The sequence below is a fragment of the Desulfovibrio cuneatus DSM 11391 genome, from assembly GCF_000430005.1.
Taxonomy (GTDB): domain Bacteria; phylum Desulfobacterota; class Desulfovibrionia; order Desulfovibrionales; family Desulfovibrionaceae; genus Frigididesulfovibrio; species Frigididesulfovibrio cuneatus.
Window position 1 is genome coordinate 1 of sequence record NZ_AUCY01000029.1, and the last position, 16,268, is coordinate 16,268.

13 protein-coding genes are annotated in these 16,268 nt (G+C 56.6%); 5 read left to right on the forward strand and 8 right to left on the reverse strand.

The window, feature by feature from the left end:
- Nucleotides 1-472: 472 nt before the first annotated feature.
- The 4 genes from G497_RS0108455 to G497_RS0108470 all read right to left on the reverse strand — a co-directional run bounded on the left by G497_RS0108455 (nt 473) and on the right by G497_RS0108470 (nt 5,394).
- Nucleotides 473-1,492 carry an asparaginase gene (locus tag G497_RS0108455; protein ID WP_027187819.1) on the reverse strand — a complete coding sequence of 340 codons (1,020 nt, stop codon included), beginning with the start codon at nt 1,490-1,492 and terminating at the stop codon, nt 473-475.
- 166 nt (nt 1,493-1,658) lie between these two features.
- Nucleotides 1,659-3,182: a ribosome biogenesis GTPase Der gene (gene der / locus G497_RS0108460; RefSeq protein WP_027187820.1), complete on the reverse strand. Its 1,524-nt coding sequence runs from the start codon at nt 3,180-3,182 to the stop codon at nt 1,659-1,661.
- Nucleotides 3,183-3,412: 230 nt separating this feature from the next.
- Nucleotides 3,413-4,354, reverse strand: coding sequence for an acyl-CoA thioesterase (locus G497_RS19165; RefSeq protein ID WP_051257982.1), 942 nt, complete (start codon nt 4,352-4,354; stop codon nt 3,413-3,415).
- 56 nt (nt 4,355-4,410) lie between these two features.
- Nucleotides 4,411-5,394: a KpsF/GutQ family sugar-phosphate isomerase gene (locus tag G497_RS0108470; protein ID WP_027187821.1), complete on the reverse strand. Its 984-nt coding sequence runs from the start codon at nt 5,392-5,394 to the stop codon at nt 4,411-4,413.
- Nucleotides 5,395-5,690: 296 nt separating this feature from the next.
- Here G497_RS0108470 and G497_RS0108475 point away from each other — a divergent pair, with 296 nt between their 5' ends.
- The gene (locus G497_RS0108475; RefSeq protein ID WP_027187822.1) at nt 5,691-6,314 is read left to right on the forward strand and encodes a peroxiredoxin; all 624 of its coding nucleotides are present in this window, start codon (nt 5,691-5,693) and stop codon (nt 6,312-6,314) included.
- Nucleotides 6,315-6,550: 236 nt separating this feature from the next.
- Here G497_RS0108475 and G497_RS0108485 read toward each other — a convergent pair whose 3' ends face one another.
- From G497_RS0108485 to flgF, 4 genes are all read right to left on the reverse strand, one after another.
- The gene (locus G497_RS0108485) at nt 6,551-7,267 is read right to left on the reverse strand and encodes a flagellar basal body L-ring protein FlgH (protein WP_027187823.1); all 717 of its coding nucleotides are present in this window, start codon (nt 7,265-7,267) and stop codon (nt 6,551-6,553) included.
- A 211-nt stretch (nt 7,268-7,478) separates the two neighbouring features.
- Complete coding sequence (flgA, locus tag G497_RS17430; RefSeq protein WP_084516140.1) at nt 7,479-8,498, reverse strand: flagellar basal body P-ring formation chaperone FlgA; 1,020 nt, start codon at nt 8,496-8,498, stop codon at nt 7,479-7,481.
- A gap of 55 nt (nt 8,499-8,553) precedes the next feature.
- The gene (gene flgG / locus G497_RS0108495) at nt 8,554-9,342 is read right to left on the reverse strand and encodes a flagellar basal-body rod protein FlgG (RefSeq protein ID WP_027187824.1); all 789 of its coding nucleotides are present in this window, start codon (nt 9,340-9,342) and stop codon (nt 8,554-8,556) included.
- A 231-nt stretch (nt 9,343-9,573) separates the two neighbouring features.
- A complete protein-coding gene (flgF, locus tag G497_RS0108505) occupies nt 9,574-10,353 on the reverse strand; it encodes a flagellar basal-body rod protein FlgF (protein WP_027187826.1) in 780 nt (259 codons plus the stop codon).
- 600 nt (nt 10,354-10,953) lie between these two features.
- Here flgF and G497_RS0108515 point away from each other — a divergent pair.
- From G497_RS0108515 to ilvD, 4 genes are all read left to right on the forward strand, one after another.
- Nucleotides 10,954-12,219, forward strand: a complete 1,266-nt coding sequence (locus G497_RS0108515) for a uracil-xanthine permease family protein (RefSeq protein ID WP_051257983.1) — start codon at nt 10,954-10,956, stop codon at nt 12,217-12,219.
- Nucleotides 12,220-12,410: 191 nt separating this feature from the next.
- A complete protein-coding gene (gene ftsE / locus G497_RS17435) occupies nt 12,411-13,163 on the forward strand; it encodes a cell division ATP-binding protein FtsE (RefSeq protein ID WP_084516142.1) in 753 nt (250 codons plus the stop codon).
- Nucleotides 13,160-14,068, forward strand: coding sequence for a cell division protein FtsX (locus tag G497_RS0108525; protein ID WP_027187829.1), 909 nt, complete (start codon nt 13,160-13,162; stop codon nt 14,066-14,068). The genes ftsE and G497_RS0108525 overlap by 4 nt, the downstream gene beginning before the upstream one ends.
- Nucleotides 14,069-14,365: 297 nt before the next feature.
- Nucleotides 14,366-16,033, forward strand: a complete 1,668-nt coding sequence (gene ilvD / locus G497_RS0108530) for a dihydroxy-acid dehydratase (protein ID WP_027187830.1) — start codon at nt 14,366-14,368, stop codon at nt 16,031-16,033.
- Nucleotides 16,034-16,268: the final 235 nt, after the last annotated feature.

Genomic DNA, 16,268 nt, shown 5'->3' on the forward strand with positions numbered 1-16,268 from the left:
TCAGTATACGTGGAAAAATTCCATAACACATAACGCTATCATCGTCTATCTATGCTTCCGTTCGGGTGTCATTTCTCCGCTCCTGCGGCGAGCAAGATGCTTCGGCGGCGTAGCCGCCTGCGCCTCGCCTTGTCACTCCATGGCTCGCTACGCTCGCGACTGCCGTCGGCTTTAGGGAAGGCTTTGGCGTAAGGTTGTGTTACCAACACTACGGTGTGGGGAAGCATTCCAAGCTCCTGCGAGCGAGTGGAGGCACCGTAGGTGCATCCATGCGCGAGCAGGGGGCTGTGCTTGGGCGGGGCGTTGGTGAAAAGATAGAATTTTTTGTGCAGACAAGGCGGCGGCGGATTTTTCAAGGGGCTGACCTCACGGTCTGCCCTGACGAAAAATTCGCCGCCAACGAAGTATGCGCGAAAAAGGCTAGTTTTACCAACGTGCCACGCCCAAAACCAAACAGAAAGACAGGGCGTTTCTAGTAGGCTTGAAACGCAGCGCGAACCGCCTCCATCTTGGCCAATCCGCTCAGGCCACGGGCCATGCCCAAGGCCGCCATAAGCAATATCCTGGCCTTGGGGGCCCGCAGGCTACCGCCCAGAATAACGCCAAGGTCGCGCAGTTCGTTGGCGCCGCCCTTATAGCCATACAGGGGCCACACCCCGCCTTCAATACAGCGGGAAGTTAGCACCACAGGAATATGCGCTGCCACGGCTGCGCGTATTTCTTCCAGCACGCCGGGGGGCACGTTGCCCGCACCAAACCCTTCCACCACAATGCCTTGCGCCCCGCACTGGCGGGCACAGGCCAAAAAGCGGCCATCCATGCCAGGGGCAAGGCTTACCACGTCCACGGCTGTTTCAATGGCTTGCGGGGTAAGGGCTTTGCGCGGCAATGGCGTGCGGAAAAGCTGTACCCCACCTGCCACGCAGGTGCCAATGGGGCCTGCGCCGGGGGCATCAAAGGAATTCACCGCCAGGGAATGCACTTTGGTCACTTCCCGTGCGGCGTAAATCTTATCTGCCATAAGCACCACGGTGCCCAAATCTGGCGGCACAGGATACAGGCATAAGCGAATGGCAGCCGCCAGGTTGCGCAGGCCGTCATAGCCTGCCTCGTCGTGGGAACGCATGGCCCCTGTTACCACAATGGGCTTGGGGGAGGGCACTACAAGGTCCAGCAGAAAGGCCGTTTCTTCCATCACGTCGGTACCGTGGGTGACCACGGCCCCGGCAACGTCCTCGCGTTCCAGCATGGCCTTCACGTCCATGGCAAGCTGGAACATAAGGGCCGGGGTCATGTGGGGGCTGGGCAGGTCGGCCCATTCTACAGGCAAAATATGTTCCGGCCCCAGGGGTGCGTTTTTTACTGCGGCCCCCGGCAGTTCTGCCAGCAGGTCGGCAAGGTGCAGGGCTGGGCGCACGGCACCATCAGCACTTTGCTGCATGCCAATGGTGCCGCCAGTAAAGAATATGGCAATGTTGCGTGGGGCGTGCATGGTGGTTCCTGCTCGTGCATTTTCACTTTGAAAGTATACATTGGCTTACCATGCAGCGCATTGGTTTTTTCAATGTAGCCATCTGTTGTAATATAATAAAACGACACGCTCCGCGGGTGGCAGGGTTGCTGCCACCGAGCAATTGCAAAGTGAAATTGCTCTACCGCTATTTTTTGGCCTTCTTCTTGTGCGAAGAGCGAAAATGCATACGCATGGGGGCATGCTCAATGCCAAACATTTTGCGCAGGCCGCGCTCCAGGTAACGGCTGTACGCATCGTTAATAAGGTCTGCATTGTTCACAAAAAACACGAAGGTAGGCGGGGAAGTTTCCGCCTGTGTCATATAAAAGAACTTGGGGCGCACCCCTTTAACCATGGGGGCCTGGTGGGTTTGCAGCACTGTTTCCAGGGAACGGTTCAGCACCCCGGTGCCGATACGCAAGGAACATTCCTGGAAAATGCGCTTGGCAAGGGGCACAATTTTTTGCAGGTTTTTGTCTTTGGCAGCGGAAATGAACAGCAGCGGCACGTGGGGGCAAAACACCAGGGCCTGGCGGTAATCTTTTTCTTTTTCCTTACGTGCGGCAGGGTCTACAAGGTCCCACTTGTTTACCAGCAGCATGAAGGGGGTGCGGCGTTCCACCAACAGGTCAATAAGGCGCTTGTCCTGCTGGGTCAGCCCTTCATCGGCCCCCACCACCATCAGGGTCACGTGGGCCTTGGTGGTGCTTTTAATGGAAGAGTTTACGCTGTAGCGTTCCACCGTGTCGGCAATTTTGGAACGGCGGCGCACCCCGGCAGTGTCCACAAAGGTGCAGGGCTCGCCGTCAATCATGGTGTGCACGTCCACGCTGTCGCGGGTGGTGCCAGGGGTGTCGCTCACAATCATGCGCTGGCGGCCAGTAAGGGCATTCACCAGGGAAGATTTGCCCGCATTGGGCCGCCCCAACAGGGCAAGGCGCAGGTAGCCGGGTTCCCCTTCCACTTCTTCGCTTTCCGCTGCGGCGTCAGCAGTGCCTTCTTCGTCTTCTTCGCCGTCCAAAATTTCCAGTTCGTCTTCACTTGCCACCAGGGCAATATGCGCGTTTTCTGCTTCCTCTTCAGCTTCGCCTTCTGCCTTGTCTTCTGGCTCGGGAATTTCGTCGCCGTCGGGGAACACACGCTCGCGCATGAATTCTTCCAGTTCCATCATGTTAAAGCCGTGGGCTGCGGAGCAGGGCACCAGCTCCATGCCAAGGTTATGGAATTCTGCCAGCAGAATGTCGGCCTTTTCTGCCCCATCAATTTTGTTCACCACCAGCAACAGGGGTTTGCCCACCTTGCGCAAGAAGTCTGCCAGGTGCCTGTCCAGGGGGGTAAGGCCGTCTCTGCCATCTACCACAAGGCACAGCAGGCTGGCTTCTGCCACGGCTTCCTTGGCTTGGCGCAGAATGTCCTCTTCAAACCCGCGCAGCAGCACCGGCCCTTGCGAGGCTTTTGCCGCAGCGTCCAGGGTAACGCCGCCAGTATCAACCAGAATAAAAGGTTCGCGGCCACGGCGCTTCACTACCCCTTCCATGCGGTCGCGGGTAATACCTGCCCTGTCGTGGGTAATGGCCCGGTTGCTGCGAATAAGGCGGTTGAACAGGGTGGATTTGCCCACGTTGGGGCGGCCCAGCAGGGCAACTTGGGGAAGATAAGCGGATGACATAGCGTGTACCTAAGCAAAAAGGTGTGTGGCAACCCAAGGCGGCTGCCATTGAATCAACAAATGGTGAGGCTCTGCCTCCCCATACCCCTCCGCCAAGGGCATGATGCCCTTGGAACCCCGCATCGGCGTTCAGTTTTTCGCTACGCGAAAAGCTGAACGCAAATGGGGGTCAAGGGGCGTCACGTCCCTTGCAGGGGGTTTGGGGGACAGCGTCCCCCAAAAAACGGGATCTACTGGCAGGGGTCGTCCTCGTTTTTTTCAATGCGGTGGCCAACGGCTTCCAGGCTTTTGAAGGCATGGTCACGCAGGGCAAGTGGCAAAAGCAGCAGGCTGTTGGTAAGGGTAGAAAGGATGAGTACGGGAATGCGGGCGGCTGCCAGCACAGAGGTAATGCTTGCCAGCACCCCCACGCTGCCTGGGCGTACTCCTTCGTATTCCTGCAAGGCATCCGGGTTTTCCATGCTGCTTTGCTTCATGCTTTCATTAATAGCCAGGCAAAAATAGTCACGCAAGGTAAGGGCTGGCTCTTCTTCAAATGCCAGGGCGCATGCTTCATTCACTGCGCAAAAAAGTCCTTCCGCAGTGCGCACAATGCCCAGCAAATCTTGGGCTGGCACCTGGGGGAGCGGGCTTTGTGGCGGCACCTGATACAGGGTGAACATTCCTGGCAATTCCTTCAGGCGGAAATACTGGGTATAACTGCCTGCGGTGCGCCGGGTAAGGCGTGAAATAGCCATGCGCCGGGTGCCGTCTGCCATGCGCCGCCTGTCTTCCTCTGTTTCGGCAAGAAGGGGTGGCAAGGTGCGGGGGTTGCCCTGGGCATCAATACCCACAAAAATCAGATAACCTGTGGAAACATGGCGTACTTCACCCGTCAGGTAATCTTCTGCTTCAATGCGTACACCCACTTCCATGCTGCTACGTGCCACCGTGTTTACGGAGCAGTGGAACATAATAATATCGCCGGGGTGGACCGGGGCAATAAATTCCATGTGGGCAATGGCCGCTGTTACCAGCGTGCCGCGTGCATGGCGAAAGGCACAAATGGCCCCGGCAGAATCGAGCATGCGCAAAAGTTCCCCACCATGCATTTTACCTGCATTGTTGGTATGGTGGGGCATTACCTGATGCTGTATGGTAGCCCGGCTGGCGCTAACCTTTTTTCCTTGCATGGTGTAACCTTATGTATACGGAACAAAAATGCACAGTGCCTTTGGCGTTACTGTGACTAGCCCGCAAATTTTACTTTACCCTTGCCCAAAAGGTCGTGCAAATGCACCACCCCCACCAGCGTGCCCTGGGCACCTGTAACGGGCAAAAGTGTTATGGCTTTTTCTTCCATCATGTCCAGTACTTCCGCAGCGCTGTTGCCTGGCTGGCAACTTCTTGGGTTGCGGGTCATAAACCCGGCAACGGCTGCTTCTGGCACATAACGCCCTTGGCATACGATACGGCGTATATCGCCATCTGTCAAAATGCCCAGTACATTGTGCTTTGCGTTTGTTACCACAACGCCGCCAAGGCCGCCTGCATCCAGGGCCGTTAGGGCTGCTTGCATGGGGGCATCTTCCGTAACGCTGGGAACAATTGTATGCATCATATCGGCAATGGCAAGCCCAAGGCGCCTGCCAAGGTCGCCAGCGGGGTGGTATTTTTTAAAGTCATTGGGGGTAAAGGCCTTCATGTCCATAAGGCACACGGCAAGGGCGTCGCCCAGGGCAAGGGTTGCCGTGGTGCTGCTGGTGGGGGCCAGGTTCATGGGGCACGCTTCACGCGGGATGCCGGAATCCAGCACCACGTCTGCCATGGAAGCAAAGGGGGTGGCAAGGCCGGAAGTAATGGCAATTATTGGGGTGCCAATGCGCTTCAGGGAAGGGATAATGGCGTTGAGCTCTTCACTTTTTCCGGAATAGGAAATGGCAATAACCACATCGTCTGCCCGAATGGAACCAAGGTCGCCGTGGGCACCTTCCACAGCATGTAAAAAGAAGGAAGGCGTTCCTGTGGAAGAAAATGTGGCAGCAAGCTTGCGCCCCACCAGGCCAGATTTGCCCAGCCCGGTAACAACAACGCGCCCGGCACAGGCCCCCAAAAGCTGCACCGCCTGGTGGAAGGCCGCCCCAAGGTTTGCCTGCACATGGTGCAGGGCTTCAATTTCTATGGCAAAAACTTCGCGGCCTCGTTCGGCCCAATGCGTTTGTGAAGCGCTCATATATAGGTAACCTTTTATGCAATTGGTAGCTGGTAGTTGGGTATATACCATGAACCACTGTTCATTGGCATTTGCGAAACGCTCAGTTATTTCGTTTGGCAAGGCACAATAGGCATACTCATGCCTGTGAGCGTTGTAGGGCATAAGGGGCAACGGGGTCAAGAAAAAGACAAACGCGCCGTACTTTAGTATGCCAGTTTCCCCACGTATGTGGCGGGCTAAACCGCTTTCTCTTGACGATTCCTGTATAGCGGCCTATTATTCCTATGAATGAATTAAGCATACGAGGAGGCCATATGGCAGCTGCGGTTTCCACTACCCACCCCATCAAAATAGGTGATAAAGTTCACCCTTTTGTGTTCAGCACGTACAACCCGCGTGATGACCGGTTTGAAGAATGCAGCCTTGCAAAGCTGCTCATGGAAAAGAAGTGGATTATTCTATTCTTTTACCCGGCAGACTTTACCTTTGTGTGCCCCACCGAACTTGCCGACCTTGCCAGCCACCAGGCTGAAATGCAACGCATGGGCATTGAAGTAATTTCTATTTCTACAGACACACAGTTTTCTCACCTTGCCTGGTGCAAGGCGGAAAGGCTGCTGCAAAATGTAAAATTCCTTATGGCTTCAGACCCAACAGGGGAAGCAGCCAAATTTTTCGGCGTGTATGACGACACCACAGGCACCGCCTTGCGGGGAACATTTATTATTAACCCTGACGGCCTTTTGGTTGGGGCAGAAATAAATGCCGTGAATGTTGGGCGTAATGCTGCCGAATTACTGCGCAAAATGCGCGCTATGACCTACCTGCGCGACGCGCCAGACCAAGCGTGCCCGGCGGGGTGGGTTGAAGGTTCCCCCACGCTTACCCCCTCCGAAGCAATGGTGGGGAACGTGTACGAACATCTTCACAACAAATAGCCCTCCGCTTGGTAGGCTCCACTTGCTGCAAAGCCCGCGTGTGCGGGCTTTGTGTTTTTAGTGGATGTGCGGCTTGCCACCGCCCCATTCCTCTTTTCTTATTTAGTTTGCCTCTCGCTAAGATTACTGTGGCGCTTGCACCACAATAATCCCACATTCCCCAACAAAAAAGTCCCCCGCCTCTTTTTCCAAAAAGGCAAGGGACATCTTTTTACCCTCTGTACCAAAAAACTAACTTACAGCGGCCACACGTTATCAAGCAACCGGCTCAACCAGCCAGACTTCTGCTTGTCGCCCAGCACGCCTTCGCCGTAGTATTCCACCTTGGAATCCGCAAGTTGGGTGGAATCCACCGAGTTATCCGAAGCGATGTCCCGCGAGCGCACAAGCCCACTTACCACCATGTACTGGGTTTCTTCATTCACGCGCACTTCCCGTGCGCCCTGAATTTGCAGCACCCCGCCAGGCAGCACTTGCAGCACCCGCGCCCCAATGGTGGCGGTTACGTAGTTTTCCCGCTTGGTTTCCCCTTTGGCCTGCATGTTGGAACCATATTGGCTGGCAAGCAGTGGGTTTTCCCCCACCTTGCCGCTTAACAGGCTACTGGCACCCCACAACGGGCCAACGGTTTTCTCTCCAAGGGCGCTGGTTACGTCCACACTCATACCGGAAGTGCGGGAAGCGTCGGTGTCAGCCTTGCTTTTAGACTTGGAGTTTTCCACAATCTTGATAAGCACAATGTCGCCCACGTGGCGGGCGCGGTTGTCCGCATACATGTCTACGTTTTCCGAAGCGCTGAACAGCGAACCGGGGTTTGCCACACGTTGGTCCGGCTCCGTATACACCTGAGCCTGGGTAATGGGGGGCATGGGGGTGGATGTATGCTTTTGCGGGGCGCAACCCGCTAAGCCAATGCCTGAGACAATAAGCATACAGCGTGTAATATTTCGCATGGTGTTTTCCTTCTCATATGCCGCTTGCGCGGGTTGCTTGCCTTGTTCCACGGCCCGGCTGGCACGGGCCTGTTGTTCCAATACTATGTATGATCCCTCTCCCGCAGATATTCCTGGTACTCTCAAAATCATTCCTGTTGCCACCACCACGTACCCCCCTCCAGAGGCAAGTAAGGCAGCACTGGATACAAAGCTTTTAGGAAACGCTCAGTTATTGCCCCGGAGCCCGAATCTCGACAGTAGCAGCGTCTTTCACCACCGCTGTCACTTCCTTCTTGCTTTGGCTGTTGCGCACGGTCACGCTTTCGCCAATACCCGCATCTGCCAGGGCTTCACCCCGTGCAGAAAGGGTTACGTTGCGGCTGATATACACAATGGTGACCTGCGACCCTTTGCGGACTGTGGGTATATATGCCAGGTCGTGTTGATAAATTACCTGGTCCACCCCCACCGGGCGCAGCATGCGCCAGGGGCCGCCCCTGCCGTCCCAGGGGGCACCGCGCAGGTGGGCAAGGTTCGTGCGCATAAAGGTCACCTTGTCCGGCTCCAACAGGTCGTCGCGGTTCAAAGGCGTTGCCGCGCTGGGCACTTCCATCCATGAATCCACAAACACGGAACCAGTAAACTTTTGCACGGCTTTGCCGTCCAGTTCATGCACCACAATGCGCAGGCTTACCCTGCCCGGTTGCAGGCGCTTGGGCTGTTCAAGCCCAAGGGTTTGCCCTGGGTGCTGCATGAAAATGGCCCCTGGCAGGCGAAAATCGCTCAAGGTATTTTCCCCCGGCATGGAATTGAGCATGGGTGTCAGTTCCTTGACAACAAGCTGCTGCACCTGGGTTTTATTCAGGGCAACCCCGCCGCGCTGTAACGCCATGGAACCGGGAAACAGGCAGTAAGGCGCAAGGTCGCGCATGGTGGCCACAACCGCTTCCTGCAAGCGGGGGCGCGTCATGTTCACAGCGCCCTTGCCTTCCGCCGGGGAAGGCCACAATTCACGCAGGGCATATTCACGCCACAACTCCGCAGGCATATCACCCACCGGGGCCGCCACTTCACCCAAAGTTACCTTTGGCCCCTGTACCACTGCCGCTTCAAAAAAACGGATGCGCCAGGGCACTTCCTGCCCCTGCGTGGTTTCTTGCGCGGCAACCGCACTGCTGGCAAAAGCCAACAGCAGGCACAGGGCAAACACCACAGGGTGCAAGGCGTAGCGTGTGAAGAAACCTGACATGACATATTCCTTTTGCGAGGGGTACCAGGCGCTGGCAAGCCAGCGCCTGGTACTCTTACCGTTTCAACTGTACTGCTATTTGCAACATGGAATCAGAGGTTTGAATGGCTTTGGAGTTCATTTCGTAAGCACGCTGGCCCACAATCATGTTCACCATTTCGTCCACCACTTCCACGTTGGACATTTCCAGAAAGCCCTGGGCAATGGTACCCACGTTTTCTTCGCCCGGCACGCCTTCCTGTGCTTCACCCGAAGCTTCTGAAGGGTTATACAGATTGCGCCCCTTGGCTTCCAACCCTGCCGGGTTAATAAAGGTGTACAGCGGAATATCCGCGGCGGCCAGTTCCTGCCCCGCTGCATCCAGGGCGGCAATATGCCCGTTTTCCGTCACCACAATATTTTTTGTTTCCGCAGGCACGGTAAACTCAGGCTGCAAAATGTAGCCGTTGGCCGTAACCACGGTTCCGTCCTGGTTCAGCTTAAACGCACCCGCACGGGTGTAAGCAGGTTCGCCGTTCACCAGCACCTGGAAGAAGCCGTCGCCTTCAATGGCCATATCCAGGGGGTTACTTGTGTTCTGGTAGTCGCCCTGGGAAAAGAATTTATGCACCGTTGTGGGGCGCACACCAAGACCCACCTGAATACCCGTGGGAATGCGCTGGTCGCCCCCGGCCCCGGTGATGCTGCCTGCAATACGCAGGTTCTGGTAAATAAGGTCTTCAAATTCGGCACGGCCTTTTTTAAAGCCCGTGGTGTTCACGTTGGCAAGGTTGTTGGAAATAACGTCAATGTTCAGTTGTTGGGCCACCATACCAGTGGCGGCCGTCCAAAGGGAACGCATCATGGTAGGCTCCTTGTGACAAATCCGGGTTTTGTAGTGTGCAGCGGCCCATAACTGGGTGCCGATGCAGTATTCAATTCAGGGGGTAGGCATTCCACCCCAACAATTATGGGCCGGGTAAACACGGCACGCCGGCACAGGCGCAGGGTGCGCTCCAGGGGCACGGCCAAGGCGGCCTGCCAGGCCTGCTTTGGCCGACTGGACGAAATTTTTATTGGTTCAAAACGCATGGCCTTACCTACCTTTGCCCACTTGCTGAATACTGGCCTTATCCAGCGCTTCAGCCGTTTGCATTACTTTTGTATAGGCTTCAAACTGGCGTTGGGCTTCAATCATGTTCACCATTTCATACACGGCGTCCACGTTTGGCGCTTCCAAAAAGCCTTGCACCAACACACCCTGGGCGGGCTGTTCACCTACGGTTACCCCTTCACGTGGGCGGAACAGGTTGTTCCCCGCTTTTTCCAGCATGCTTGGGTCGTCCACTGAAACAACATCAAGCTGGCCCACCAGTGCGTTGTCGGCAAAAATGCGGCCATCTTCGGCAATAACAATATCTTTAAAGCCAGCAGAAAGGGTAATGGCGTCGCCGCCACCCAGCACAGGAAAGCCCTGCTCCGTAATCATCTGGCCTTCAGCATTCAGGCGGAAATGCCCGTTGCGCGTCAAAAGTTCGCCGTTAGGGGTTTGCACTTTCAAAAAACCATCGCCGCTAATGGCAACGTCAAACGGTGCGCCCGTTATCTTCAGGCCGCCCTGCTCAAAGTCGGTGTGTGAAACGGCAAGCCGCACACGGGCCATATGTTGTGGCTCAGGGAACATGGGCTTGGCACGCAGGTTGGTTACAGGCTCCATGATCTGGTCATGGGCATACATGGCAAACGTGTCTTCAAAGGCCAAAAGGTCACGTTTGTAGCCTGTGGTGTTGACGTTGGCCAGGTTGTTGGCAATGCTGTTCATGCGGTGCTCGTTACTGAGCGCCCCGAACAGCGCGGTGTACATGGCTTCTTGCATAGGTCCTCCTTCCGGTACACAGGGGGGGCGTTGTTCACCCGTACCCTGTGCGGTACGCAACGTATGGGCTTTCCCGGTGTTCTTTTGGCTGGCCCGGTTATGGGCCCGCTGTTGCGGCAAAGCCACCCGCCCGGCATAGGGCAAGGTGCAGTTGCTTATGCATTTACAGTGCCACCATCAATTTTAGCAGTATTTGCAACTAAATACACACATGCACCACCCAATGCATTTCCCTTTGGTCAAACTTATGGCAGGCTTGGTGCCGTGTGTTTTGGGGGTGGCAGCCGCCTGTGTGCTGTGTTCGGAAACTACGGATTACATAGCACCTGGGAAACGCTCAGTTTTTCGTTTGGCAAGGCACGAGCTTTTTTTGAGGTGGGCGCTGGACTCTTCGATCCTGCCCCGCATCAAAAAAAGCGTGTAACACCGCCAAACGAAACAAATCAGCGTTTCCCCAAAGGAAACTCTTTTTCTTGCCCTCTGCCCCAAAAAAAGGTAGCTCAAGGGTGCTGGTGCGCAGCATTCTATACCTCTTATTGGCGAACGGCGAAGCCGCATGGCGCACCCACGGGGCAATTAGCCGCCACGGAGAACTGCACAATGACCAAATCACCATCTTCATCATCATCCTCCATTTCCCAGCTCGACTATTCCTTTGAGCCGCGCCACGCCCTTGTGGGTGCTCAAATGTTTTTTGTGGCCTTTGGGGCCCTGGTGCTTGTGCCCCTGCTCACAGGCATGGACGCCAGCATTGCCATGTTCACCGCCGGGGTAGGCACCCTAATTTTCCAAATAATTACCAAAGGCCGGGTGCCCATTTTCCTGGCATCGTCCTTTGCCTTTATTGCCCCCATTCAGTTTGGGGTGCAAACCTGGGGCCTGCCCGGCACCTTGTGCGGGCTGGTGGCTGCGGGGCTGCTGTACTTTCTTATCAGCACCCTGGTGTATTACCGGGGCATTGGTGTGGTAAACCGCCTGCTGCCCCCCATTGTGACCGGGCCTGTTATTATGGTTATTGGCCTTTCCCTGGCCCCGGTGGCCATTAGCATGGCAACAGAGCTCACCACCAAGGCGGGCATTACCCTGCCCCGCCCCGATGCGCTGATTATTTCCATGTCTGCCCTGGCCGCCACGGTGGGTGTTTCGTTGCTGGGGCGCGGTATGCTCAAGCTTATTCCCATTTTGTGCGGCATTGCCACTGGCTATGCTGTAGCCCTTTTCTATGGCGTGGTGGACTTTTCCCCGGTGTCCAATGCCCCGTGGTTTGCCATGCCCAAGTTTGTGTTCCCCACCTGGAACCTGGAAGCTATCCTTTATATTGTGCCCATTGCCATTGCCCCCACCATTGAGCACGTGGGGAACATTGCGGCCATTGGCTCCATTACCGGGCGCGACTACATGAAAGACCCCGGCCTGCACCGCACCCTGCTGGGCGACGGCGTTGCCACCATGGTGGCTTCCCTGGTAGGCGGCCCGCCCAACACCACCTATTCTGAAGTAAGCGGCGGCGTAGCCCTTACCCGCGCCTTCAACCCCGGCGTTATGACCTGGACGGCACTTTCCGCCATATGCCTTGCCTTTGTGGGCAAGCTGGGCGCGCTGCTCACCACCATTCCCACCCAGGTTATGGGGGGCATTATGGTGCTGCTGTTTGGGGCCATTGTAGTGGTAGGCATGAACAGCCTTGTGCGGGCAGGGGAAGATTTGATGAAGCCGCGCAACCTTGCCATTGTGGCGGTGGTGCTGGTGTTCGGCCTTGGGGGCATGGAATTGCAGGCCGGGGCCTTTTCCGCCAAAGGCATTGGCCTTGCCGGGCTTACCGGGCTTATTTTGAATTTGATTCTGCCCAAGGGGACAGAGGCGTAAGGTACATTTACCAAGGGATATTTGGGAAACGCGTAGTTATTTCGTTTGGCAAGGCGCGAACTTTTTTTGAGGCGGGTGCTGGGCTCTTTGGCCCTGCCCCGCTGAAAAAAAAGAAAGCAACAGCGCCAAACGGAATAAATCAGCGTTTCCCTTGTTTTCTGTAGCCCTATTCCGTATAGTTGCCCCACATTATGATACACGTGCGCCATCTCTCCCACACCTTCGGCTCCTACTGGGCGCTGAAAGATTGCACCTTTTCCCTGGAAAAGGGCGATTTCCTCTTCCTTTCCGGCCCTTCCGGGGCTGGCAAAAGCACGTTGCTGCGCCTGCTCTATGGCGCGTTGCCCGTGCAGCGCGGTGAAGCCAGCGTAGCAGACATGCCCCTGCACACCTTAAAGCACCGCCAGCTTCCGGCTTTGCGCCGCAAGGTGGGTGTTGTGTTTCAAGATTTCAAGATTTTGCCCATACGCACGGTGAATGAAAATATTGCCCTGCCCCTGGAAGTACGCGGCCTTGCCCCCCAGCAGGTGGTACGCCGGGTGCGTGCCGTGGCCCGTGCCCTGGGCCTGGAAAACCACCTGGAAACCCCTTGCGGTGCCCTTTCCGGCGGGGAACAGCAACGTGTGGCCATTGCCCGCGCCTTTGTTATGAACCCGCAAGTGCTGCTGGCCGACGAACCCACTGGCAACCTGGACACGCACCTTTCCTTCCGGCTTATGGAGCTGTTCAAGCAATTTCAGGCTTACGGGGCCACGGTTATTTTTGCTACCCACAGTAAAGAACTGATGAAGCGCCACCCACAGGCCAAAATTTTATGGCTGGAAGACGGCGCCGTACGTGATGCCAACTGGCCCGGAGCCCGCATTTTAAAAGCCCCCCGCCACCGGGAAAGAGAACACGGCATTACCTTGCCCCCGCCAGACACTGAAGGGGGCAGGCTATGATGCGTACCATGATGCGCTTGGTACGCCAGGGCTTTGCAGACATGGGCCTGTACCCCTGGGTGCAGGTATGTACCCTTGCGGCCGTTACCCTTATGGTATTTCTTTCCGGCCTGTTCCTTATTACCCTGGTCACCCTGAACCACGAACTGGGTGCCGTTAAAGGGGAAACCGCCTTTCAGGTGTATTGGCGGGCAGGCTCTGAAATGGCCCTTGTGGAAGAACAGTGGGGCCGTTTGAAAAACCTGCCCTGGTTTACCGGGCTGAAAACGTTTACCCCCCAACAAGCGTTGGAAGAATTGGGCACACGCCTGCACGGCAAAAAAGCTTCCTCTGAAAAGCTGTTCCCCTTTCTTACAGGCAAAAACCCGCTGCCAGCCACAGCCCTTGTTTCCTTTGCCCCCAATGAGGAAGACACCGAACGCTGGCTGAAAGAAACCGGGGAATACCTGCAAAACCTGCCCGGCGTGGAGCGGGTGCTGGCAACCCCCCTGCGCGACGAACTGGGCCAGGCCTGGCGCAAGGCCGGGCGCTATGTTATGTGGCCCACCCTGGCCTTTTTAGGGCTGCTCCTGGGCCTTGTGGTGGGCAACACGGTGCGCCTTTCCCTGTTTGCCAGGGCGCATGAAATTGAAATTTTGCAACTGGTGGGGGCACCCAACTGGTACGTTCGCCTGCCACTGCTGGTGAATGGGGCCACTGTGGGGCTATTGGGCGGCTGCCTTGCCCTGGTGCTGCTGCGCTTTACCTTTTTGCAGGTGCACAGCCTGTTGCAGTTCCCCCCCCTGTTTATGGAAATACGTTTTCTGCCCCTGGAACTATGCCTTGCCCTGGTGGCCCTGCCCACTCTTACGGGCATGGCGGCAAGTTATCTTGCGGTGCGTGGGGACCCTTCCCGCACCATGTGAGGAAAACGCTGATTTATTCCGTTTGGCTACGTTTTTCCGCTCAGGCGTCGTGGAGATGAACAGCCAGCAAAGCTGTCTGTTCCCTCCGCCCTCTCTCCACGGCTCGCTACGCTCGCGACTGCCGTCGGCTTTAAAGATACTGGCAAAGGAGAAAGAGTCCACTCCTGCTTCAAAAAAAGCTCATGCCTTGCCAAACGAAATAACTGAGCGTTTTCAAAATGCACTGTAACCAGCGTTTCTATTGCGAGCTCTACATCTAGAACTAAAGACCCATACGAATATAAAAGGACACACACCATGCGAAGCGAAAAAATGACCAAAGGCCCGGAAAAAGCCCCCCACCGTTCCCTGCTGTATGCCCTTGGCATGACACGTGAAGAAATGAGCCGCCCCCTGGTGGGCGTGGTGAACGCCGCTAACGAAGTTGTTCCCGGCCACATTCACCTGGGCAAAATTGCTGAAGCCGTAAAGGCTGGCGTGCGCATGGCTGGCGGCACCCCCATGGAATTTCCGGCCATTGCCGTGTGCGACGGCCTTGCCATGAACCATGAAGGCATGCGCTTTTCCCTGCCAAGCCGTGAAATTATTGCCGACTCCATTGAGATTATGGCCACAGCCCACCCCTTTGACGCCATGGTGTTTATTCCCAACTGCGACAAGTGCGTGCCTGCCATGCTCATGGCCATGCTACGCCTGAACGTGCCTTCCGTGCTGGTAAGCGGCGGCCCTATGCTGCCGGGCCGCAAGGGCGACGAAAAAGCCGACCTTATTACCGTGTTTGAAGGCGTGGGCCGTGTACGCGGCGGCACCATGACAGAGGATGAGCTGGAAGATTTGACAGAAAACGCCTGCCCTGGTTGCGGCTCCTGCGCGGGTATGTTCACGGCCAACTCCATGAACTGCCTTTCAGAGGCCATTGGCCTTGCCCTGCCCGGCAACGGCACCATTCCTGCCGTTTCTGCTGCGCGCATTCGCCTTGCCAAAAAGGCAGGCATGCAGGTAATGCGCCTGCTGGAAAAGAACATTGCCCCGCGCGACATCGTAACGGAAAAAGCCGTGCAAAACGCTGTGGCAGTGGACATGGCCCTTGGTGGCTCTTCCAACACCGTGCTGCACCTGCCTGCCATTTTTGCCGAAGCAGGCCTGGACCTGACCCTGGACATTTTTGACGCCGTTAGCCGCAAAACCCCCAACCTGTGCAAGCTTTCCCCTGCCGGGCCACACCACATTGTGGACCTGCATGAAGCTGGCGGCATTCAGGCTGTTATGGCGGAACTGCTGGCAGCAGGCATGATTGATGGCAGCGCCATGACCACCACCGGGGCCACCATTGCCGAAAACATTACGGCCCTGAAAGCCCGCAATGAAAACCCACGCGTGATTCGCCCTGTGGACCAGCCCCACTCCAAAGAAGGCGGCATTGCCATTTTACGCGGCAACCTGGCCCCGGAAGGCGCTGTGGTAAAGCAGTTTGCCGTGCTGCCTTCCATGATGCAGCGCACCGTGACCGCCAAGGTGTACAATTCTGAAGAAGACGCCGTGGCAGCCATTCTTGGCGGGCTCATTAAGGCAGACGATGCCGTAGTTATTCGCTACGAAGGCCCCAAAGGCGGCCCTGGTATGCGTGAAATGCTCACCCCCACCTCGGCCATTGCTGGCATGGGGCTGGACGGCGACGTGGCCCTGATTACCGACGGCCGCTTTTCCGGCGGTTCACGCGGGGCAGCCATTGGGCACATTTCCCCGGAAGCAGCCGAAGGCGGCCTGATTGCCCTGGTGCAGGACGGCGACAAAATTGCCATTGATATTCCAGCCCGCAGACTGGAACTTTTGGTGGACGAAGCGGAAATTGCCCGCCGCCGCGCGAGCTTTGTGCCTGTGGAAAAGCCCATAGCTTCTTCCTTCCTGCGGCGCTATGCTGCGCAGGTGACGTCTGCCTCTACGGGCGCTGTCTATAAAAAGTAAAGGCTGTCTTTTTCCGTTTGGTGGCGTTGGCGGGAAAGTCATTCTCTAAAGCCGACGGCAGTCGTGAGCACAGCGAGCCGTGGAGTGAGGGCGGAGGGTGCGGGCAGCTTTGCTGACCCGCACATCTCCACGAAGCCCGAGCGGAGAAAAGGACCGGGCAGGGCCAAAGAGTTGACTCGGCCCGTCCTGGGCCTCGGCCTTCGGCTCCCGCCCTGCAGGCGGTTCCCAATTCCGC